Genomic DNA, 19,632 nt, shown 5'->3' on the forward strand with positions numbered 1-19,632 from the left:
TCAGAGCTTCTGCACCGGCGCGTACCGCAGGAGCAGCTTCTTGGGGCGGTCGTCGCCGAAGTCGACCGTGGCCTTCGCCTGGTCGCCGACGCCCTCGACCGCCGTCACCGTGCCCAGGCCGAACTGGTCGTGCGTGACCCGGTCCCCCGCGACCAGCGTGATCGTCGGCTTGTCCGAGGTCCGCCGGGTCGCGAAGCCGGAGGGGCCGGAGCGGGCCCGGGAGGCGGAGAGCGATGAGGTGATGCCCGAGGTGGGGCCCGCCGGGGCGGCCATCGGGCCCTTCCGCTTCCACTCCAGGTGCTGGTCCGGGATCTCCTCCAGGAACCGCGACGGCGGGTTGTACGAGGGCTGGCCCCAGGCGCTGCGCATGGCGGCCCGGGTCAGATAGAGCCGCTCGCGGGCGCGGGTGATGCCGACGTAGGCGAGGCGGCGCTCCTCCTCCAGCTCCTTGACCTGGCCGAGCGCCCGCATGTGCGGGAAGACGCCGTCCTCCATGCCGGTCAGGAAGACGACCGGGAATTCGAGGCCCTTCGCGGTGTGCAGGGTCATCAGCGTGATGACGCCGGAGCCGTCGGTGTCCTCGTCGGGGATCTGGTCGGAGTCGGCGACGAGCGCGACCTTCTCCAGGAACTCCGCGAGCGTGCCCGCGCCCTCCTCCTCGCCCCGGTCCTGCTCGAATTCGAGGGCGACGGCGGCGAGTTCCTGGAGGTTCTCGATACGGGTCTCGTCCTGGGGGTCGGTGGACGCCTGGAGCTCGGCGAGATAACCCGTACGCTCCAGGACCGCTTCCAGCACCACGGCGGGACCGGCGCCGGACTCCACGACCGTGCGCAGCTCCTCCATCAGCGTGTTGAACCGCTTCACGGCGTTGGCGGAGCGGGCGGCCATGCCGTACGCCTCGTCCACGCGGCGCAGCGCCTGCGGGAAGGTGATCTTCTCGCGCAGCGAGAGCGCGTCGATCATCGCCTCGGCGCGGTCGCCGATGCCGCGCTTGGGCACGTTGAGGATGCGGCGGAGCGGGACGGTGTCCTCGGGGTTGGCGAGGACCCGCAGGTAGGCCAGGACGTCCCGGACCTCCTTGCGCTCGTAGAAGCGGACGCCGCCGACGACCTTGTAGGGCAGGCCGACGCGGATGAAGATCTCCTCGAAGACACGGGACTGCGCGTTCGTCCGGTAGAAGACGGCGACGTCGCCGGCCTTCGCGTCGCCCGCGTCGGTGAGGCGGTCGATCTCCTCGGCGACGAACTGGGCCTCGTCGTGCTCGGTGTCCGCGACGTAGCCCGTGATGCGGGCGCCGGTGCCGGCGTTGGTCCAGAGGTTCTTGGGGCGGCGGCTCTCGTTGCGCTCGATGACCGCGTTGGCTGCGGACAGGATCGTCTGGGTGGAGCGGTAGTTCTGCTCCAGGAGGATCGTCGTCGCGTCCGGGTAGTCCTCCTCGAACTGGAGGATGTTGCGGATGGTCGCGCCCCGGAAGGCGTAGATCGACTGGTCGGCGTCACCCACGACGCACAGCTCGGCGGGGGCGTTCTCCGGACCGGCCGGGCCGACCAGCTCGCGTACCAGCGTGTACTGGGCGTGGTTGGTGTCCTGGTACTCGTCGACCAGGACGTGCCGGAAGCGGCGGCGGTAGTGCTCCGCGACGTCCGGGAACGCCTGGAGCAGGTGGACCGTCGTCATGATGATGTCGTCGAAGTCCAGCGCGTTGGCCTCGCGCAGCCGGGCCTGGTACATCGCGTACGCCTGGGCGAGCGTCTTCTCGAAGCCGTCGGCCGCCTGGCCCGCGAAGGTCTCCTCGTCGATGAGCTCGTTCTTGAGGTTGGAGACCTTGGCGGTGAAGGACTTCGGCGGGTACCGCTTCGGGTCCAGCTCCAGATCGCGGCAGACCAGGGCCATGAGCCGCTTGGAGTCGGCCGCGTCGTAGATCGAGAACGAGGACGTGAAGCCGAGCTTCTTGGACTCGCGGCGCAGGATGCGGACGCAGGCGCTGTGGAAGGTCATGACCCACATCGCGTTGGCCCGGGGCCCGACGAGCTGCTCGACGCGCTCCTTCATCTCGCCGGCGGCCTTGTTGGTGAAGGTGATCGCCAGGATCTGGCCGGGGTGGACGCCCCGCTCGGCCAGCAGGTGGGCGATGCGGTGGGTGAGCACCCTGGTCTTGCCGGAGCCGGCGCCCGCGACGATGAGCAGGGGCGACCCGGCGTGCACGACGGCGGCGCGCTGCTCGGTGTTCAGCCCGTCGAGCAGCGCCTCGGGGTCGATGACCGGGCGGTGCGCGCCGTCGCGGTAGTACGCGTCACGGGGCGGCGGGGGCCCCTCGAACACGCCCGCGAACAGGTCCTCCGGCACCGCTTCGGGTGCGGAGTCCTCGGGGGGCGGCGGGGGCGCGTCCTCCTCCTGCTGGAGGCCGGCCAGGAAACTGTCGTCAAAGAGGCTGCTCATCGCTGTCCGAGTCTAAAGCTCTCCACTGACACCCGGTCCCGCTCCGAAAAGGTCACGGAAATGTATCGGGCATATCGCACACCAACCTTCACAGCGGCCCCATCAGTTGGCTAGCGTGCACGTTCGGACGGCCCGTACCCCCAGAGGCGACCTACGCCGAGCGTGCCGCCACGCCGAATCCGGGCCCGCCCGGAACCGGGGACCCACACGCAGTACCGGGGTGAATCGGTCCTTCCCCACCGGACCGTAGGGCAGCCTTCCGTTCCGCCCGAACCCGACAGCTAACCCGGTAGGCGGTCCACGGAAGGAGATGCCGGCCTTGGCGTCGCATCGCAAACCGCGCACCCGGATGCGCTCCACCGCCCCGGCCGTCGGGCTGACCTCGGCCGCGCTGGCCTCGGTGACCCTGCTGTCCTCCCAGAGCGCGATGGCCGCGCCCGCGCCGAAGCCGAGCATCGAGGAAGTCCAGAAGAAGGTCGACGACCTGTACCGGCAGGCCGGCACCGCGACCCAGAAGTACAACCAGGCCAAGGAGGCCACGGACCAGCAGAAGTCCAAGGTCGACTCGCTCCTGGACGACGTGGCCAAGCGCACCGAGAAGGTGAACGACGCCCGCAGGACGCTGGGCAACTACGCCGCCGCCCAGTACCGCAACGGCGGCCTCGCGCCGACCGCGACCTTCTTCCTGGCCGACGACCCTCAGTCGTTCTTCGACCAGACGCACCTCATGGACCGGATGGCCGAGCGCCAGCAGCAGGCGGTCACGGAGTTCCGTACGCAGCAGGCGAAGGTGTCCAAGCAGCGGGCCGAGGCCGTGGAGAGCCTGGAGACGCTGACCGAGTCGCAGGCCGATCTGCGCACCAGCAAGCAGAACGTCCAGACGAAGCTGACCGAGGCCCGGACGCTGCTGTCGAAGCTGACCGCCGAGGAGAAGGCGCGTCTGGCGGAGCTGGAGCGCAAGAAGGAGGCGGAGGCCGAGCGGAAGGCCGCCGAGCTGGCGAAGAAGCAGGCCGCCGCCCGGAAGGAAGCCGAGCAGAAGGCCAAGGAGTCGGGCGGCGGCGGTACGGAGACGGGTTCCGGCTCGGACACCGGCTCCGGGAGCAGCGCCTCCACGAAGGCGGAGAAGGTCCTCGCGTTCGCCCGCGCCCAGCTCGGCAAGCCGTACGTCTGGGGGGCGACCGGCCCCTCCTCGTACGACTGCTCAGGACTGACGCAGGCGGCCTGGAAGGCGGCGGGCGTCGACATCCCGCGTACCACCTGGGACCAGGTGAACGTCGGGACGCGGATCGCGACGGCCGATCTGCAACCCGGTGACCTGGTCTTCTTCTACGACGACATCAGCCACGTCGGGATCTACAAGGGCGACGGGATGATGATCCACGCGCCGAAGCCCGGGGCGAACGTGCGCGAGGAGTCGATCTACTACATGCCGATCTACGGGAGTGTGCGCCCGGCCTGACCGGGGAAGAGGGCCGGTCCGCGCGGACCGGCCCTCCCGCTTGGCGCGGCTCAGGTCCAGAGCGTGGCGATGAAGATGTTCGCCAGGGTCAGCGCGCCGACCGCCGCGAAGGCCCCCTTCTCGACCTTCTCCTCGTCCCTCTTGATGTAGACGAGCCCCAGGATCACGACCAGGAACAGCAGCTTGATCCCGATCTTGACGTTGTTCACGGGGTGGTCGTCGGCCTGGTCCAGGCCGACCAGGGCGACACCGGTGACGAGCATGGTCAGCGCACCGTGCAGCATCCCGGGGACGAACCGGGCGGTGCCGGCCTTCATCGCCTTCATCTGGCCGAGGAAGCCGCCGAGCAGGGCGGCGATGCCGATGATGTGCAGGGCGACGACGAAATCGATGAGTACGCGCATGGTTCCGCACCCTAGAACCCGCTCCCCGGACCGCTCCGGGCAGGGTGGGGCCTACGGGTCGCTTGAATGATGAATGCACTTTTTGCCTGATTCTGTCGCCCTTCTCCTGGTCACCCGGGCTTCAAGAGCGGTCATCCGGCGACAATGCCACGCCAAGAGCGGGCAATAACCGCCATAACGACACCTTTCCGTGACCTCGGATTAGCGTCCCTTCCCGGTGGCCGTGGACCAGGGACCGTCCTCGCCGGCCACCGGAGCATCCCGCCGGTACACCCCGTCGGGCCGTCGCACGGAAGGACGCCCGCCCCCGTGGCAGCGCATCGCAAACCCAGGCAGCGCCTCACCACCGCCTCCGCGGCCCGCACCGCGGCGACCCTCGCCGTCGCCGGAGCCGCGACGGCCGCCGTGCTGCCCGGAGCCGCGCACGCGGACCCCGCGCCCACCGCGAAGCAGGTCAAGGCCCAGGTGGACCGGCTGTACCGGGAGGCGGAGGTCGCCACCGAGAAGTACAACGGCGCGAAGTCCGAGGCGACCGCCGCCGCCAAGTCGGTCGACGCCCTGCGCGACGAGGCCGCCCGCAGGACCGCCCGCCTCAACACCGCCCGCGACGTGCTCGGCGCGTACGCCGCCGCGCAGTACCGGTCCGGCGGGATCGACCCCTCCGTGCAGCTGGCGCTCTCCTCCGACCCGGACCAGTACCTGCGCCGCGCCACCTACGCGGAGCAGGCCGGTGAGCGCCGGGCCACCGAGGTGCGCTCGGTGCGCCGCCAGGTCGCGGAGATCGCCCAGGTACGCGCCGAGGCGGCCGGCAGGCTCACCGAGCTGGCCTCCCGGCAGGCCGCCCTGAAGGAGCACCGGGCGACCGTCCGCGCCAAGCTGGCCGAAGCCCGCCGCCTGCTCGCCCGCCTCACCCCGGCCGAGCGCGCCTCCTACGACGCCTCCGAGGACGGGCGCGGGGCCGGCCACGCCGACCGCGGCACCCCGCGCTCCGCCGTCGCCGCGCCCAACGCCCGCGCCGCCCAGGCGGTCGCCTTCGCCTACAACGCCCTGGGCAAGCCGTACGTGTGGGGCGCGACCGGGCCGAACTCCTTCGACTGTTCCGGGCTCACCCAGGCCGCCTGGCGCGCCGCCGGGGTGTCGCTGCCCCGGACCACGTACACCCAGATCAACGCCGGGCAGCGGGTGCCGCGCTCCCAGCTGGCCCCCGGGGACCTGGTGTTCTTCTACTCGGGCGTCAGCCATGTCGGCCTGTACATCGGGAACGGCCGGATGATCCACGCGCCGCGCCCCGGGGCCCCGGTCCGGATCGCGCCCATCGACGAAATGCCCTTCGCGGGGGCGACCCGGGTGGCATAGGCTCCGGCCTCTTGACCCCAACGGCCCGAAGGACACCCGCACATGCCGATGGACGCCGACGTCCAGACCCATGCCCGTACGCTCACGCTGCGCTCCCCGGACCATGTCCGCGTCGGACCCTTCGTGATCCGCTACAACCCGAACTGGTCGCTGAAGTACGCCAACTACGCGATCCCGGACCAGGGCGCCGAGCCCACCCCCGATGAACTCGACGCGCTCATAGCGGCGTTCCGCGAGCGGGACCGGATGCCCCGCCTGGAGTTCCTGCCCGGCTGGGCGCCCGCCGTCGAACCGGCGCTGCTCGCCGCCGGGTTCACCGTCGAGAACCGCGCCCCGATCCTCGCCTGCGCCCCCGGCGACCTGGTGGAGCCGAAGCCGGTCGCGGACCTGGTCATGGCCGAGCCCGCCTCCGACGCGGAGTTCGCCGCCGCCGCGCTCGTCCAGCACCTGGGCTACGGCGGGGAGGGCGAGCCCGAGGACGGCACGGTCGAGTGGCTGCGCAACGCGGTGGCCGGCGGCGGGGTCGCCGCGCTCGCGACGGTCGGCGGCGTACCGGCGGGCGCGGGCGGCTGCTCGGTCCCGGTGGACGGGCTCAGTGAGCTGGCGGGCCTGGCGGTCGGCGCGGACTTCCGCCGCCGGGGCATCGGCGCCGCGCTCTCCGCCCACCTGACCCGCACCGCGTTCGCGCGGGGCTGCCGGGTGGTGTGGCTGGAGCCGGGCGACGCCGATGTGGAGCGGATCTACGTCTCCATCGGCTACCGCAGGATCGGCGAGAAGCTGAACATCTCGCTGGACCCGGCCTGATCCGAAGAAGCCCCTAGACCAGCCGTCGCGCCGTCGCCCAGCGGGTCAGTTCGTGGCGGTTGGAGAGCTGGAGCTTGCGGAGCACCGCCGAGACGTGGGACTCGACCGTCTTCACCGAGATGAACAGCTGCTTGGCGATCTCCTTGTACGCGTAGCCCCGGGCGATCAGGCGCAGGACCTCGCGCTCGCGCTGGGTCAGCCGGTCCAGGTCCTCGTCGACCGGGGGCGCGTCCGTGGACGCGAAGGCGTCGAGGACGAAGCCGGCCAGGCGGGGCGAGAAGACGGCGTCGCCGTCCTGGACGCGGAAGACCGAGTCGACCAGGTCGGTGCCGGTGATCGTCTTGGTGACGTACCCCCGGGCGCCGCCCCGGATGACGCCGATGACGTCCTCGGCGGCGTCCGACACGGACAGCGCGAGGAAGCGCACCGGGTTCTCGGCGGCGCCCATCAGGGGCGCGCAGCGGCGCAGCACCTCGACGCCGCCGCCACCGGGGAGGTGGACGTCGAGGAGGACGACCTCGGGGCGGGTCGCCGTGATGACGGTGACCGCCTGGTCGACGTCGGCCGCCTCGCCGACGACCTCGACGCCGGTCTCCTCGGTGCGGCCGATCTCGGCCTGTACGCCGGTGCGGAACATCCGGTGGTCGTCGACGAGCACGACTCGTACCCGGCGCTCCGGGTTCTCCTGGCCCCCGGTCGCCTCACTGGTCCCGTTCATCGCTCGTCCTCTCCATCTCAAGCTCGACCTCGGTGCCCCCGCCGGGCACCGAACGCAGCCGGGCCGTGCCGCCGTTGCGCTGCATCCGGCCGATGATCGATTCTCGTACGCCCATTCTGTCCCCCGGTACGGAGTCCAGGTCGAATCCCGGGCCCCGGTCGCGTACGGAGACGAAGACCGTGCGGCCCTCGACCTCCGCGTAGACCTGGACGGCGCCGCCCTCGCCACCGTACTTGGCGGCGTTGACCATCGCCTCGCGTGCGGCCTGCATCTGCGCGGACAGCTTCTCGTCCAGCGGGCAGTCGCCGACGACGACGACCTCCAGCGGGACGCCGTGCTTGTCCTCGACCTCGGCGGCGGCCCGTTTGACGGCCTCGGCCAGGGTCTCGGGCTCGTCGTCCTCGTCCTTGCCGGTGCCCTCGGGGTTGTACAGCCAGTTGCGCAGCTCGCGTTCCTGGGCGCGGGCGAGCCGGCGGACCTCGCCGGCGTCGTCGGCGTTGCGCTGGATCAGGGTGAGGGTGTGCAGCACGGAGTCGTGGACGTGGGCGGCGACCTCGGCGCGCTCCTGGGCCCGGATGCGCATGAGGCGTTCCTCGGAGAGGTCCTGGGTCATGCGGACGAGGTAGGGGCCGGCGAGGAGGGCGATGCCGGTGAGCACGGCGATGGCGGCGGTGATGACGTTGCCGAGCTGGGCGGCGGAGCCGCGTACGACCATGAAGACGGCGAGCCCCAGGCCGACGAGGGCGACTCCGGCCAGGGCGCGGGCCAGTTGCAGGACGCGGCGGCGGCGGCCGACCTCCATCCAGCGGGCGCGGCGGGCGTTGTCGGCCTGGCGCCAGACCAGGACGGAGCCGGCGCCGATGAGGAGGCTGGGCCAGATGTAGCGGTCGGCCTTGCTGCCCATGTCGACGTTGCCGACGAAGATGAAGGCGCCGACGAGCAGCGCGATGAGGGCGAAGAGCTGGCCCTTGTCGGGTTTGCGGAGGCGGCGGGTGCCGTCGGGGGCGGTCTCGAAGACGGACCGGGGTCCGTCCACACCGCCGACGCCGAGCGGGACCACGATCCAGAACACCGCGTACAGCAGCGCCCCGAGGCCGTCCGCGAAGAACAGGCCGAGGAAGACGAACCGGAGCCAGGCGACCGGGAGTCCGAGGTGTCCGGCGAGCCCGCGCGCCACTCCGCCGAGGAGCCGGCCGTCCGCGCTGCGGTACAGCTTGCGCGGCGGGGGCTCCTCCGGGTCGGGGGCGTGGGAGCTTGCGGCTCGGGTGGTGGCGGCGGGCATGGTCCGATCGTCACATGCGCGTACGGGTGAGGGCATCAGGGTCGGCCCCCGGTTCGACCCTGAGACGCCCGGAGCGCACGGCCCGGCATCCCTGAGAGGCGGGCGGGCCGATATCAGGGACCGGCCAGGGTCGGGGCGGGTGCCGGTGGGGCGCGTGGGCCGTCACCATGGAGCCATGACCGTTCCCCAGGACGCGCCGCCCGGCGCCGCACCTCCCCCGGACCCCGCTCCGCGCCTGCACCGCAGCCCGCGGCACAAGGTGGTGGCCGGGGTGTGCGGCGGGCTGGGCCGGTACTGCGACGTCGATCCGGTGATCTTCCGGATCGTGCTCGGAGTGCTGTCGGTGACCGGCGGCTTCGGGCTGATCTTCTACGGCTTCGCCTGGCTGCTGATCCCGGCGGAGGGCGAGGACGAGAACGAGGCGCGGCGGCTGCTGTCGGGGCGGGTCGAGCTGGCGTCGCTGAGCGCTGTGCTGTGCGCGCTGATCGGCTGCGGTCTGTTCCTGTCGATGCTGGGGAACGGCGGCACGCTGGCGTTCTCCGCGATGCTGTCGGTCGCCGTCCTCGGCTTCTCCATGTGGACGCAGGCGCGCAAGAAGGCCGGTCCGGAGGACCCGCTGCACCAGGCGGCCGCGCAGGCCGCCTCGGAGGCACCGCCCGAGGTGAAGGCGCCGCCGACCCCGTCCGGCCCCTCCTGGTGGCGCGACCCGATCGTCAAGGACGGCACGACGGGGCCGGTGGCCCTGGGCTATCTGTGGGGGCCGCCGGACACGGTGGTCGGCGGGGAGCGGGAGCCGCGCGGGGCGACGCCCGACGCGCCGTTCCGCCCGCCGCCGCCCCGGTCGCGGGAGGTGCGGGGGCCGCGGTCCATCGCCGGCCTCGCGTTCCTCGGCGCGCTGCTCGCGGGCGGTCTCGGTACGGGGCTGACCTGGGGGTCGCAGCCGCTGGGCACCAGCCTGGAGGTCGGGCTCGCCGCCGCGCTCGGGGTCTTCGGCCTGGCGATGCTGGTCAGCGCGTTCGTCGGGCGGACCGGGTTCGGCACGCTGCTGCTGGCGATGATCACGTCCGGGCTGCTGGTGGGCGCCGCCTCGCTGCCCAAGGACATCAGCACGCACTGGGTGCGCGAGGAGTGGCGCCCGGCGTCCGTCGCCGCCGTCCAGCCGTTGTACGCGATCGGCTCGGGCCAGGCCGAGCTGGACCTGACCCGGGTCACCGTGCCCAAGGGCGAGACCGTGCGGACCCGGGTGGCGGCCCGGGCGGGCCGGGTCCTGGTGCACGTGCCGCCGGAGGTCACCGTCCGGGTGCACGCCCGGACTCGGTTCGGGGCGCTCGTGGTGGTGGACGGGCGGCACAAGGGCGATCTGGACATCCGCGCCACGCAGGACCAGCGCAAGACGCTGTCACCGGCCGAGGGCAGCACCCCGGGCGGCACGGTCGACCTGGATCTGGAAGTGGACTACGGACAGGTGGAGGTCAACCGTGCCGCGTCATGAGTTCCGGCCGGGGCGCGCCGTCACCGGTCTGGTGATGCTGGCCCTGGCCGCCGGATACGCGGCGGACGCGGCGGGCGCCTGGGACGCCCCGCCGCAGTTCTTCATCGCGCTGTTCAGCGGCGGGCTGTGGACGGCCGCGTGGGTGACGTGGATCGGCTATCGCATCCGGCGTCGGCGCGCCGGGAGGAGCGCGTCCACCGAGAGCGACGCGGCCCCGCCCAGCAGCAGCGGCAGCCACGCCATGAGGTAGATCAGGTCGTTGCCGAGGTAGTACGGGGAGACCTGCCAGCTGACGGTGAGCCACAGGCTCAGCGAGATGAGGGCGCCGCCGAGCGCGGCGATCCTCGTCCACAGGCCGAGGAGGGTGCCGATGCCGACGGCCAGCTCGCCGATCGCGATCGCGTAGCCGAAGCCGGCCGGGCTGTTCAGGGCCAGGTCGACCAGGCCGGGGATCGCGGCGGAGTCGCGGACGGCGTGCATCTGCTCGCCGATCGACCCGGGGCCGGAGGCGTGGAAGAACGCGCTGTCGGTGAGCTTGTCGAGCCCCGCGTACACGAAGGTGACGCCGAGGAAGATCCGCAGCGGCAGCAGCGCGTGCTCCCGCGCCAGGTCCCGCAGGCTGCTGCCCTCGCCCTGGACCCGTCCCAGCCCCCGCCCGTTACCGCCGTACCCGTACATGCTGCTCCCGCCTTCCGCGGCCGTGCCGTCGCTGCGGCCGCCCGGTCGCGGCCACCGGACCGTACGGCCCGTCACCCGACCTTACGTACGAACGCGGCGAAAGCGTTCAGCGCGGTCCGGGTTGGCGGGGAGTGGGTTCGCGGGGAGCGGGTCAGTCCGTGACGTCGATGGCGACCGGGGCGGTCTCCGTGCCGGCGGCGGTCACCACCTGCACCTCGACCACGCCCGGCTCCACCTCGACCGGCACCGGCACGGTCAGCAGCGTGTCGGAGGGGTTCGCGAAGCCGCCGGGGACCGGCACCAGCGGGACATGGACGTGCACGGTCCCGATCCGCACCACGACCCGGGCCAGCCGGTCCGGGGCCCCCGCGCCGGGCGGCACGAATCCCGCGCCCCGGATCTCGATGTCGTCGCCGGTCCGGATCGGCGCGTCCAGGTCGCCCGCCTCGCGGGCCCGGACGACCGAGAGCACGACGGGCCGGCCGCCCTCGCCGAACTTCCCGGTGAAGTAGACGGCCGCCGAGACGGCCACCAGGAGGGCGAGGCCCCACGGCAGGTCGGGCAGTTGCTCGGGCCGGCGGGCGAGGCGGACGGCGGCGAACACCACGGCGACCGTGGACACCAGCACGTACTGCACGTCCGTGAAGCCGCCGCGCCCCGAGTCGTCGGTGAGCAGGTCCGCCGCGCGCGGCCGGTCGGCGCGCAGCTTCTGGAGCCGCCCGGACAGCACCCGTACGCTCACCACCCGGCGCACGGCCACCGCCACGGCGCACACCAGCGCGAGCACCGTCACGATCCCGGCGCCGCGCGCCAGGTCCAGGCCGTCGATCAGCTCGTCGCGCCGGGTGTGGCCGGAGGCGGCGGCCAGTTCCAGGGCGAGGACGAGCACGGAGAACACGGCGAGCAGCACCCAGGACGCGGCGACCGCCCGGGAGGTGGAGAGCCGGTTGTCCTCGCCGATCAGCGGGGCGAGGAGGCCGCCCCGGGCCCGGTGGACATGGGCGGCGGCGGTCAGCAGTGCGGCGGTGACCAGTCCGGCGACGAGTCCGGCGGTACGGGCATGGGTCCAGCCGGCCCCGATCGCGGTGGCGGCCTCGGCGAGGGCGAGGACGGCGAGGCCGCCCCAGACGACGACCAGGGTGCGCTGCCACACCCGGTAGAGCCAGGCGTCCCCGGCCTCGCGGCCCCGGTCGGCCACCTCGCGCGCGGACTCGGTCAGCTCGTCGGAGACCCACTGCCGGGTCGCGGACGCCGACTGGGCGACCCCGGCGGGCAGCCCCTGTCCGGCGGCGAACCCGTCGCGCTTGGCCAGGAAGGCGGCCACCGCGCGCCGGTGTCCCTGGCGCGCCCCGTGCGGGCAGTCCCCGCAGGTGCAGCCGCCGCCGTGCGCGCCCTGTCGTGCCTCGTCCAACGCCACGGAGAACGCCGCCCTTTCCCGCCCCTGTTGCCGCCGTCGGCGGGTCAACTCGTCTGTGAACGCTGCGAATTGTGCCGTACGGGGCGGAGGGGTGCCGCATCGGGGCGCACCGGAGGGGCACCTTCGTCAGCGTGTTCGATACCCGCTCAGGCGCTGAGCACGAGGTAGGCCAGGCCGAACGTGCCCCGGTAGCCGCCGTAGTAGCCGGTGCGCCGCTCGTCCACGGCGGCGACGACCCCGTCGTGCAGGGGGTGTTCGGGGTGGGCCAGGGCCCAGCGCTCGCCCCGGCCGATGTTGGCGTGCGACTCGAAGAGGTCCCATTCGCGCTGGTCGGCGGCGGTCACCTGGAGCGCGCGCAGGCCCGCCGCCTCGGCCTGCCGGATCAGGTCGAGCAGCGAGCCGAAGTCGCCGGGCTCGGCGCCGAGGCCGGCGAGCGCCGCGTCGTCGGGCTCCCGCTCCCAGAAGCCCTCGCCGAAGAGGACCCGGCCGCCGGGGCGTACGGACGCCCGCAGTGCGGCCAGGGCCTCGGGGGTGCCGCCTTGCCAGGCGTGCGAGGCGCCGATGGACACGGCGAGGTCGTATCCCCGCTCGGGCCACTCGGCGGCGGGGGTCTCGTGGAACCGTACGCGTTCTGCGAGGCCGCGTTCTGCCGCGAGTGCGCGGCCGCGGGCGATGGCCTCCGGGTCGGTCTCCACGGCGTCGCCGGTGCTGCCGGGGGCGGACTCCACGAGGCGCATCAGGAGCTCGCCCCAGCCGCTGCCGAGGTCCGCGATGCGGGCGTGGGGGGTGGGGGCGCAGGCGGTGATCAGTTGGGTGGCGTGGTCGTGGGAAAGGGGGGTGTTCCAGGTCAGGTGGGGGTTGTGGGCGGCGGACATCAGGGTGCGGATCTTTTCGGTGGACATGGGGGCGGAGCCTGTCATGGGGGGCTGGGGGCCGCCATGCGTTTTCGGCGCCTGCGGGTGCGGTGCGCCAGCGGCGGGCCTGTTCCCCTACCCGCCCCTTCCCGAAACCGGGGCTCCGCCCCGGACCCCGCTCCTCAAGCGCCGGAGGGGCTTGGTTTCGCGCCGGGGTGGGTTTCGGGGCTCCGCCCCGGACCCCGCTCCTCAAACGCCGGAGGGGCTTGGTGGGGCTGAGGGGCTGAAAACGGATGCCGCCGCCCGGTTCGCCGGGCGGCGGCATCGTCAGGGGCGTGCGGGGAGGGTCACTCCCACTCGATCGTCCCCGGCGGCTTGCTCGTCACGTCGAGCACCACGCGGTTGACGTCGGCGACCTCGTTCGTGATGCGGGTGGAGATCTTCGCCAGGGTCTCGTACGGGAGGCGGGACCAGTCGGCGGTCATGGCGTCCTCGGAGGAGACCGGGCGCAGCACGATCGGGTGGCCGTAGGTGCGGCCGTCGCCCTGGACGCCGACGCTGCGGACGTCCGCGAGCAGGACCACCGGGCACTGCCAGATGTCGCGGTCCAGGCCGGCCGCGGTCAGCTCCTCGCGGGCGATCGCGTCGGCCTCGCGGAGCAGGTCGAGGCGGTCCTTGGTGACCTCGCCGACGATGCGGATGCCGAGGCCGGGGCCGGGGAAGGGCTGGCGCTGGACGATCTCGTCCGGCAGGCCGAGCTCCTGGCCGACCATCCGGACCTCGTCCTTGAACAGCTGGCGCAGCGGCTCGACGAGCTCGAACTCGATGTCCTCGGGGAGGCCGCCCACGTTGTGGTGGGACTTGATGTTGGCGGTGCCGGTGCCGCCGCCGGACTCCACGACGTCCGGGTAGAGCGTGCCCTGGACGAGGAAGGCGACCTCGGGGCCGTCCTCCTGGAGGATCTCCAGCTGGGCCTGCTCGAAGACGCGGATGAACTCGCGGCCGATGATCTTCCGCTTCTGCTCCGGGTCGGACACGCCGGCCAGGGCGTCCAGGAAGCGCTTCTCGGCGTCGACCACCTTGAGCTTGGCGCCGGTCGCGGCGACGAAGTCCTTCTCGACCTGCTCGGTCTCGCCCTGGCGCATCAGGCCGTGGTCGACGTACACGCAGGTGAGCTGGGAGCCGATGGCCTTCTGGACGAGGGCGGCGGCGACGGCGGAGTCCACCCCGCCGGACAGGCCGCAGATGGCGCGCTTGTCGCCGACCTGGGCGCGGATCGCGGCGACCTGCTCCTCGATCACGTTGCCCGTGGTCCAGGTGGGCTCGATGCCCGCGCCCCGGTACAGGAAGTGCTCCAGGACCTGCTGGCCGTGCGTGGAGTGCATGACCTCGGGGTGGTACTGGACGCCGTAGAGCTTCTTCTCGTCGTTCTCGAAGGCGGCGACCGGGACGACGTCCGTGGACGCGGTGACGGTGAAGCCCTCGGGGGCGGCGGAGCAGGCGTCGCCGTGCGACATCCACACCGACTGCTCGTCCGGGGTGCCCTCGAAGAGGGTGGAGCCGGACTTGGAGACGGTCAGTGGGGTGCGGCCGTACTCGCGGGCGCCGTTGTCGTCGACGGTGCCGCCGAGCGTGGTCGCCATCAGCTGGAAGCCGTAGCACATGCCGAAGACGGGGACCCCGGCCTCGAAGAGCGCGCGGTCCAGCGAGGGCGCGCCCTCGGCGTAGACGGAGGAGGGGCCGCCGGAGAGGATGATCGCGCGGGGGTTCTTGGCCAGCATCTCGGCCACCGGCATCGTGGACGGCACGATCTCGCTGTAGACCCGGGCCTCACGGACGCGGCGGGCGATGAGCTGGGCGTACTGCGCGCCGAAGTCGACTACCAGGACCACGTCGGTGGTGGTGTCGGGGGCGGCGGGGGGTGCTGCTGGCACGGGCGGCCTTCCGGCGGTGGAGAGGGGTCGGTCCTCCAATTCTACCGGCGGCCGGAAGTGGCCTGCCCCGGTCCGGGGCCGCCGCCCCGGGTGTGCGCCGTCTCACGATCCGGGCCGGGTACGGGCCCGCCGGGGCGAGGGGGCCATACTGTCCCCATGCGTCAGCACACGACCTTCGTCTTTACCTATGGCATCCGGCCCGCCGGCTGCCATGGTCGTGCTGCTTGAGCAACTGACAAGCAACGTTCCAGGCGCCCCGGGCCGACAGGCCCGGGGCGTTCTGCGTTCCGGGCCCGTCAGGACCGGGGGTGCCGCATCCCACCGGGAGACCGTCATGAGCAGCACCACCAGCACCGAGACCACCGGCGCCCGCACCGACGAGGCCGCGTCCCTGATCGGCGACGCCCGCACCCGTATCGATTCCCTGGACGACCGGATCATCGGGCTCGTCCAGGAACGGATGGCGGTCTCGGCGGTGATCCAGGAGGCCCGGATGACGTCGGGCGGCCGCCGGGTCAACCTGTCCCGCGAGACGGAGATCCTGGTCCGTTTCCGCGAGGCGCTGGGCAAGCCGGGCACCCCGCTCGCGATGACGCTCCTGGAGCTGTGCCGGGGCCGGGTCTGAGCGGCGCTCCCCCGCCGTATCCCAGTTCGGGCGGAGTCTCACCCGTACGGCGCGTGACCGGGTCCCGCGCGGGTTCGTTGGTCCCGGTGTCCGTCTCGGCCAGGGGCGGATCTTCAGGGGAACCACACATGGCTCCGCCGGAGTGCGTGGCGTACCGCGTGTACGCCGTGGGACCGCGCACCGGCGTGCGTGACCGGTCGGCAGGGGACAGCAGCCCGGTCACTCGGAGGGACCGCCAGGTCTCTCCAGGGAAACGGCCGGCTCCGGGGACGCCCGGGGCCGGCCGTTTCTCCTTGTACGGGATTTCTCCTTGTACGAGGTCAGCGCGTCGGGCGCCGCCTGGACACGGTGAACAGGACGCCGCCCGCGAGCAGCGCGACGAGGGCCGCACCGGACGCGGCGAGCGCGACGGTGCCGGTGGCGGCGAGCGAGCCGTCACCGGAGCCGGAGGTGCCGGAGGTGCCGGTGCTGCCGGAGCCGCCGGAGCTCCCGTTCGCACCGCCCGTGCCGCTCGTGCCGCTCGTGCCGCTCGTGCCCGACGAGGACGAGCCGCCGGTGGCCGTCGAGCCGCCGTCGTCGGAGCCGCCCGTCGTGGCGTCCGAGTCCTCGTCGTTGAGCTCCACCCACGCCCTGTTGTTGGCGGGCTTCGGGTCGAAGGGCAGCGCGGGCGCCTGGAGGTGGGTGTTGCGGACGACGACCGCGCCGTTGCTGCCGGGGTCCGCCGAGACGAGCTTCAGGCGGAAGGGCAGGGCGAAGTCGGCGTCCTCCAGGACGGACATGGGCGTGGAGCAGAAGTAGCGCGGGGCCTTCTCCTGGTTCTCGCGGTACTCGCCGGCCGCCGTCACGCCCCGGCAGATGTCCGGCTTGGAGACGACGTAGCTGCCGGGGGGCACGGTGAAGTCGACGGTGGCGACGGGTTCGCCGGAGCGGATGTACCCGATCCAGGCGGGGCCCTTGTTACGGAAGCCCAGGGTCACGTCCACGGTGTCGCCCGGCTTGCCCGCGGCCCGGTCGCCGTAGGCCGCGAAGTCGGCGGAGTTGGTGGTCCGGAAGTCGGCTTCCTGCTGGTTGTCCGTCGGGTCCAGGTCGGCCGAGCGGACGGCCGGGGCCTCGCGCAGGGCCAGCCTCGCGCCCTTGCCGGGGCTGAAGCGGGCGCCGGAGCGCAGCGCCGTACGGGCGTCGGTGCCGTCCTCCTCGATCCGGTAGAGGAAGGTGTCGTAGAAGGCGTGCTCCGTGGCCCGCAGGGTGGGCGGCACTTCCAGGGTGTACGTGGCGCCGGGCTCGAAGCTGCCCGGGAAGGTGCAGAGCGCGGTGGACCAGGTGCCGGGGCCCATGCCCAGGTCCTCCTCGCTGTACTCGCAGTTCTGGTAGCGCTCGGTGAATTCCAGGCCGCGGGTGTTGCGCAGGGTGAGCAGGACGCCCTGGGCGGCGCGGGTGCCGTTGTTGGTGAAGGTGACCGGGACCGGCTGGCTGTCGCCGGGCCCCAGCTCGGTCTTCAGCGGCAGCGGCTTCATCGACAGGTCGGGCCCGCCGATCGACACGTGCGCGGTGAACGGGCGGAAGGTGGCGCCCTCCGCCTCGGCGGTGACCTCGATGGTGCCGGAGTCGCCGTCCTCGCTGCCCTGGGCGGCGCTGACCTGGAGTGCGGCGAGGGTGCTCAGGCCGGGCCGGATCCCGTAGTCGTGGCAGACGGCGGTGGTCCCGGTCCGCTCGCAGTCCGGGCTGCCCTCCTTGTCGAAGGACACGTCCGCGACGCCCGCCAGCTTCCCGAAGTCGAAGCGGACGGTGTACTCCTCCGCGAAGTCCCCGTTCTCCTCGTCCTCCGACGGGTTGGTCACCGTGATGTCGAGGCTCGACTCCAGCGGGGAGCCCGTGGCCGGATACGGGTGCAGGGCGGTCTCGGCGGGGCCGCCGATCGTGAACTCGGGGCCGGCCGCCTGAGCCGGGCTGCTCAGCGTGAGCAGCCCGCCCGCCAGCAGACCGGCCGAGGCGACGATGCCCATCGCACGGCGGAACGGAATCGTGCTTCTCATCTCGGGGCCTTCGGGGTCGTCGGGAGCTGTGTGACCGCTGGGGCGGCGACAGCGGGTACGACCGGGGGCGACCGGGAAAAGTTGCCCGAGAGCAGATCACGGATCGGGCACGGCAAGCGGAGTGATCCACCTCACATAAGGATTTCATCAGTACGGGGACAACCATCCGGGGGTCCGGCAGGTCATGCATGCGGAACACCGGTTGTCGTTTGTTGAACGACGGACCGGTTACAGCGTGAGGGGCTGCACTGGGAGGGGGGTGCAGCCCCTTCTGCTGCCCCCGGACCGTTACGCCTTCTCCTTCGGCGGCACCGCCGGAATCCCCAGGAACGGCAGCCTGAGCGCGCCGAACGCCTCCTTCGGGACCGCCGGAGCCTGCGGCTCCACCGCCGCCAGCCGCTCGTACGCCTCGCCCTGCGCCGGGCGCCGGTCCGGCTCGCCCTTGTTCGGCCAGAACGACATGGCGCGCTCGGCCTGGGCGGTGATCGTCAGCGACGGGTTGACCCCGAGGTTCGCGGAGACCGCGGAACCGTCGACCACGGAGATGCCCGGGTGCCCGAACAGCCGGTGGTACGGGTCGATGACGCCCTCGTCCGCGGTGGCGCCGATCGGGCAGCCGCCGAGGAAGTGGGCGGTGAGCGGGGTGCCCATCAGCTCGCCGATGTTGGACCCGGCGAAGCCGTTGATCTCCTCGGCGAGCAGGGTCGCGCTCTGCGTCGCCTCGGCGATCTGCGTGGGGTTGGGCGCGCCGTGGCCCTGGCGGGCGGTGAGCAGGCCCTTGCCGATGCCGCTCGGCTTGCGGTAGGCGGTCAGGGAGTTGTCGAGCGACTGCATGACGAGCCCGATGATGACGCGCTCCGACCAGCGCCGGTTGGAGAGCGAGCGGGCGGCGATCGTGGGGTGCTTGACCAGGTTGCCGAGCCAGGCGCGGACCCGGTGGGCGCTGTACGGGACCTGGACGATGGTCATGCCGCCCATGGCGTTGGAGCCCTTGCCGTAGCGAACGGGCTCGATGTGGGTGTTGGCGTCGGGGTGGATGGACGAGGTGATGGCGACGCCCTTGGTGAAGTCGGGCTTCGTACCGTGCTTCTTGCGGTAGCGCCGGTCGGAGGTCTGGGCGCCGACCAGCCCCTCGGAGTTGGTACGGGTCAGCTCGCCGAGCCTCGCGGAGAGCCGGGGCAGCAGCCCCTTGTCCTTCATGGTGTGCAGCAGGGTCTGGGTGCCGTACGTGCCCGCGGCGACGACCACCTTGCGGGCGCGCAGGGCCGTGGGCTTCGCCTTCTTCCGCCGGTCGGTGGGCACGGTGGCGACGCGGTAGCCGCCCTCGGGGTGCTCGGTGACACCGACGACGGAGGTCATGGGGTGGATGACCGCTCCGGCCTTCTCGGCGAGGTGGAGGTAGTTCTCGTTGAGGGTGTTCTTGGCGCCGTGCCGGCAGCCGGTCATGCACTCGCCGCACTCGGTGCAGGCCTTGCGCGCCGGGCCCGCCCCGCCGAAGTACGGGTCCGGGACCGTGCCGCCGGGCTTCGCGCGCGCGGTGCCGTCCGCGTCCTCCCCGTCGCCGAAGAAGACGCCGACCGGGGCGAGGTGGAAGGTGTCGCCGACGCCCATGGCCTCGGCGGTCGCCTTGAGGTGGACGTCGGAGGGGGTCGTCGTGGGGTTGAGCCGGACCCCGAGCATCCGCTTGGCCTGGTCGTAATACGGCTTCAGCTCGTCCTGCCAGTCCGTGATGTGCGCCCACTGCCGGTCCTCGAAGAACGGGGCGGGCGGCACGTACAGCGTGTTGGCGTAGTTCAGCGAGCCGCCGCCCACCCCGGCACCCGCCAGCACCATCACCTTGCCGAGCAGGTGCACGCGCTGGATGCCGAAGAGGCCGAGGGCGGGCGCCCAGAGGTAATTCTTGAGGTCCCAGGAGTTCTTGGGCAGGGTGCCCGGGGTGAAGCGGCGCCCCGCCTCCAGGACGCCGACCCGGTACCCCTTCTCGGTCAGCCGCAGCGCCGAGACCGCACCGCCGAAGCCGGACCCGACGACGATCACGTCGTAGTCGTACGCGGCGTCGTCGTCGGCCGCACCGGCCGGCCGGTCCTGATTCTGGGCAGGGCTGTCCTGGGACATAGCACTCCTCGGTACGAAAAGG

The 19,632-nt window shown here is 72.5% G+C and carries 16 protein-coding genes and 1 riboswitch; of the genes, 6 read left to right on the forward strand and 10 right to left on the reverse strand.

Annotated elements, in window-relative coordinates; all coding sequences use genetic code 11:
• Positions 1-2,439 carry a DNA helicase PcrA gene (gene pcrA, locus ACIQZN_RS07490; RefSeq protein ID WP_403989305.1) on the reverse strand — a complete coding sequence of 813 codons (2,439 nt, stop codon included), beginning with the start codon at positions 2,437-2,439 and terminating at the stop codon, positions 1-3.
• A gap of 161 nt (positions 2,440-2,600) precedes the next feature.
• Positions 2,601-2,751: riboswitch (cyclic di-AMP (ydaO/yuaA leader) on the forward strand.
• Here pcrA and ACIQZN_RS07495 point away from each other — a divergent pair.
• Positions 2,750-3,898, forward strand: a complete 1,149-nt coding sequence (locus ACIQZN_RS07495; protein WP_403989307.1) for an NlpC/P60 family protein — start codon at positions 2,750-2,752, stop codon at positions 3,896-3,898. Its footprint overlaps the riboswitch before it by 2 nt.
• Before the next feature lie 50 nt (positions 3,899-3,948).
• On the opposite strand, the gene ACIQZN_RS07500 is transcribed toward ACIQZN_RS07495, so the two are convergent.
• On the reverse strand, positions 3,949-4,302 hold the full coding sequence (locus ACIQZN_RS07500) for a hypothetical protein (protein WP_073964366.1): 354 nt from the start codon (positions 4,300-4,302) through the stop codon (positions 3,949-3,951).
• A gap of 309 nt (positions 4,303-4,611) precedes the next feature.
• Here ACIQZN_RS07500 and ACIQZN_RS07505 point away from each other — a divergent pair, with 309 nt between their 5' ends.
• Entirely contained in the window at positions 4,612-5,658 is a 1,047-nt protein-coding gene (locus ACIQZN_RS07505; protein ID WP_403989309.1) for an NlpC/P60 family protein, read from the forward strand.
• A gap of 42 nt (positions 5,659-5,700) precedes the next feature.
• Entirely contained in the window at positions 5,701-6,462 is a 762-nt protein-coding gene (locus ACIQZN_RS07510; protein WP_403989311.1) for a GNAT family N-acetyltransferase, read from the forward strand.
• A gap of 13 nt (positions 6,463-6,475) precedes the next feature.
• On the opposite strand, the gene ACIQZN_RS07515 is transcribed toward ACIQZN_RS07510, so the two are convergent.
• Together ACIQZN_RS07515 and ACIQZN_RS07520 are read right to left on the reverse strand one after the other, a co-directional pair.
• Positions 6,476-7,180, reverse strand: a complete 705-nt coding sequence (locus ACIQZN_RS07515) for a response regulator transcription factor (RefSeq protein WP_018101140.1) — start codon at positions 7,178-7,180, stop codon at positions 6,476-6,478.
• Complete coding sequence (locus tag ACIQZN_RS07520; RefSeq protein ID WP_403989313.1) at positions 7,164-8,462, reverse strand: PspC domain-containing protein; 1,299 nt, start codon at positions 8,460-8,462, stop codon at positions 7,164-7,166. Before ACIQZN_RS07520 ends, ACIQZN_RS07515 begins: the two co-directional genes overlap by 17 nt.
• 175 nt (positions 8,463-8,637) lie before the next feature.
• Between ACIQZN_RS07520 and ACIQZN_RS07525 the strand changes: the two genes are divergently transcribed.
• Both ACIQZN_RS07525 and ACIQZN_RS07530 read left to right on the forward strand, forming a co-directional pair.
• A complete protein-coding gene (locus tag ACIQZN_RS07525) occupies positions 8,638-9,954 on the forward strand; it encodes a PspC domain-containing protein (RefSeq protein WP_403989315.1) in 1,317 nt (438 codons plus the stop codon).
• Positions 9,941-10,204 carry a hypothetical protein gene (locus ACIQZN_RS07530; RefSeq protein WP_403989317.1) on the forward strand — a complete coding sequence of 88 codons (264 nt, stop codon included), beginning with the start codon at positions 9,941-9,943 and terminating at the stop codon, positions 10,202-10,204. The genes ACIQZN_RS07525 and ACIQZN_RS07530 overlap by 14 nt, the downstream gene beginning before the upstream one ends.
• On the opposite strand, the gene ACIQZN_RS07535 is transcribed toward ACIQZN_RS07530, so the two are convergent.
• From ACIQZN_RS07535 to guaA, 4 genes are all read right to left on the reverse strand, one after another.
• A complete protein-coding gene (locus ACIQZN_RS07535; RefSeq protein ID WP_403989319.1) occupies positions 10,111-10,632 on the reverse strand; it encodes a DoxX family protein in 522 nt (173 codons plus the stop codon). The two genes, ACIQZN_RS07530 and ACIQZN_RS07535, sit on opposite strands and share 94 nt — an antisense overlap.
• A gap of 151 nt (positions 10,633-10,783) precedes the next feature.
• The gene (locus ACIQZN_RS07540) at positions 10,784-12,049 is read right to left on the reverse strand and encodes a hypothetical protein (protein WP_403989321.1); all 1,266 of its coding nucleotides are present in this window, start codon (positions 12,047-12,049) and stop codon (positions 10,784-10,786) included.
• Between the two features lie 146 nt (positions 12,050-12,195).
• Positions 12,196-12,951, reverse strand: a complete 756-nt coding sequence (locus tag ACIQZN_RS07545; protein WP_403989323.1) for an SAM-dependent methyltransferase — start codon at positions 12,949-12,951, stop codon at positions 12,196-12,198.
• 299 nt (positions 12,952-13,250) lie between these two features.
• Entirely contained in the window at positions 13,251-14,837 is a 1,587-nt protein-coding gene (gene guaA, locus ACIQZN_RS07550) for a glutamine-hydrolyzing GMP synthase (protein ID WP_266532009.1), read from the reverse strand.
• A gap of 334 nt (positions 14,838-15,171) precedes the next feature.
• Here guaA and ACIQZN_RS07555 point away from each other — a divergent pair, with 334 nt between their 5' ends.
• Positions 15,172-15,462, forward strand: coding sequence for a chorismate mutase (locus tag ACIQZN_RS07555; protein WP_403989326.1), 291 nt, complete (start codon positions 15,172-15,174; stop codon positions 15,460-15,462).
• Between the two features lie 320 nt (positions 15,463-15,782).
• On the opposite strand, the gene ACIQZN_RS07560 is transcribed toward ACIQZN_RS07555, so the two are convergent.
• Entirely contained in the window at positions 15,783-17,465 is a 1,683-nt protein-coding gene (locus ACIQZN_RS07560; protein WP_403989895.1) for a peptidase, read from the reverse strand.
• 318 nt (positions 17,466-17,783) lie between these two features.
• A complete protein-coding gene (locus ACIQZN_RS07565) occupies positions 17,784-19,610 on the reverse strand; it encodes a GMC oxidoreductase (protein ID WP_403989328.1) in 1,827 nt (608 codons plus the stop codon).
• Between the last annotated feature and the right edge of the window lie 22 nt (positions 19,611-19,632).

The organism is Streptomyces sp. NPDC097595, assembly GCF_044761525.1.
Classification (GTDB): Bacteria; Actinomycetota; Actinomycetes; order Streptomycetales; family Streptomycetaceae; genus Streptomyces; species Streptomyces drozdowiczii_A.

Bases quoted from the DNA above. Each gene is read 5' to 3' on its own strand.
- pcrA (WP_403989305.1), bottom strand. From the start codon at position 2,439: ATGAGCAGCCTCTTTGACGACAGTTTCCTGGCCGGCCTCCAGCAGGAG.
- ACIQZN_RS07495 (WP_403989307.1), top strand. From the start codon at position 2,750: ATGCCGGCCTTGGCGTCGCATCGCAAACCGCGCACCCGGATGCGCTCC.
- ACIQZN_RS07500 (WP_073964366.1), bottom strand. From the start codon at position 4,302: ATGCGCGTACTCATCGATTTCGTCGTCGCCCTGCACATCATCGGCATC.
- ACIQZN_RS07510 (WP_403989311.1), top strand. From the start codon at position 5,701: ATGCCGATGGACGCCGACGTCCAGACCCATGCCCGTACGCTCACGCTG.
- ACIQZN_RS07515 (WP_018101140.1), bottom strand. From the start codon at position 7,180: ATGAACGGGACCAGTGAGGCGACCGGGGGCCAGGAGAACCCGGAGCGC.
- ACIQZN_RS07520 (WP_403989313.1), bottom strand. From the start codon at position 8,462: ATGCCCGCCGCCACCACCCGAGCCGCAAGCTCCCACGCCCCCGACCCG.
- ACIQZN_RS07525 (WP_403989315.1), top strand. From the start codon at position 8,638: ATGACCGTTCCCCAGGACGCGCCGCCCGGCGCCGCACCTCCCCCGGAC.
- ACIQZN_RS07535 (WP_403989319.1), bottom strand. From the start codon at position 10,632: ATGTACGGGTACGGCGGTAACGGGCGGGGGCTGGGACGGGTCCAGGGC.
- ACIQZN_RS07545 (WP_403989323.1), bottom strand. From the start codon at position 12,951: ATGTCCACCGAAAAGATCCGCACCCTGATGTCCGCCGCCCACAACCCC.
- ACIQZN_RS07555 (WP_403989326.1), top strand. From the start codon at position 15,172: ATGAGCAGCACCACCAGCACCGAGACCACCGGCGCCCGCACCGACGAG.
- ACIQZN_RS07560 (WP_403989895.1), bottom strand. From the start codon at position 17,465: ATGGGCATCGTCGCCTCGGCCGGTCTGCTGGCGGGCGGGCTGCTCACG.
- ACIQZN_RS07565 (WP_403989328.1), bottom strand. From the start codon at position 19,610: ATGTCCCAGGACAGCCCTGCCCAGAATCAGGACCGGCCGGCCGGTGCG.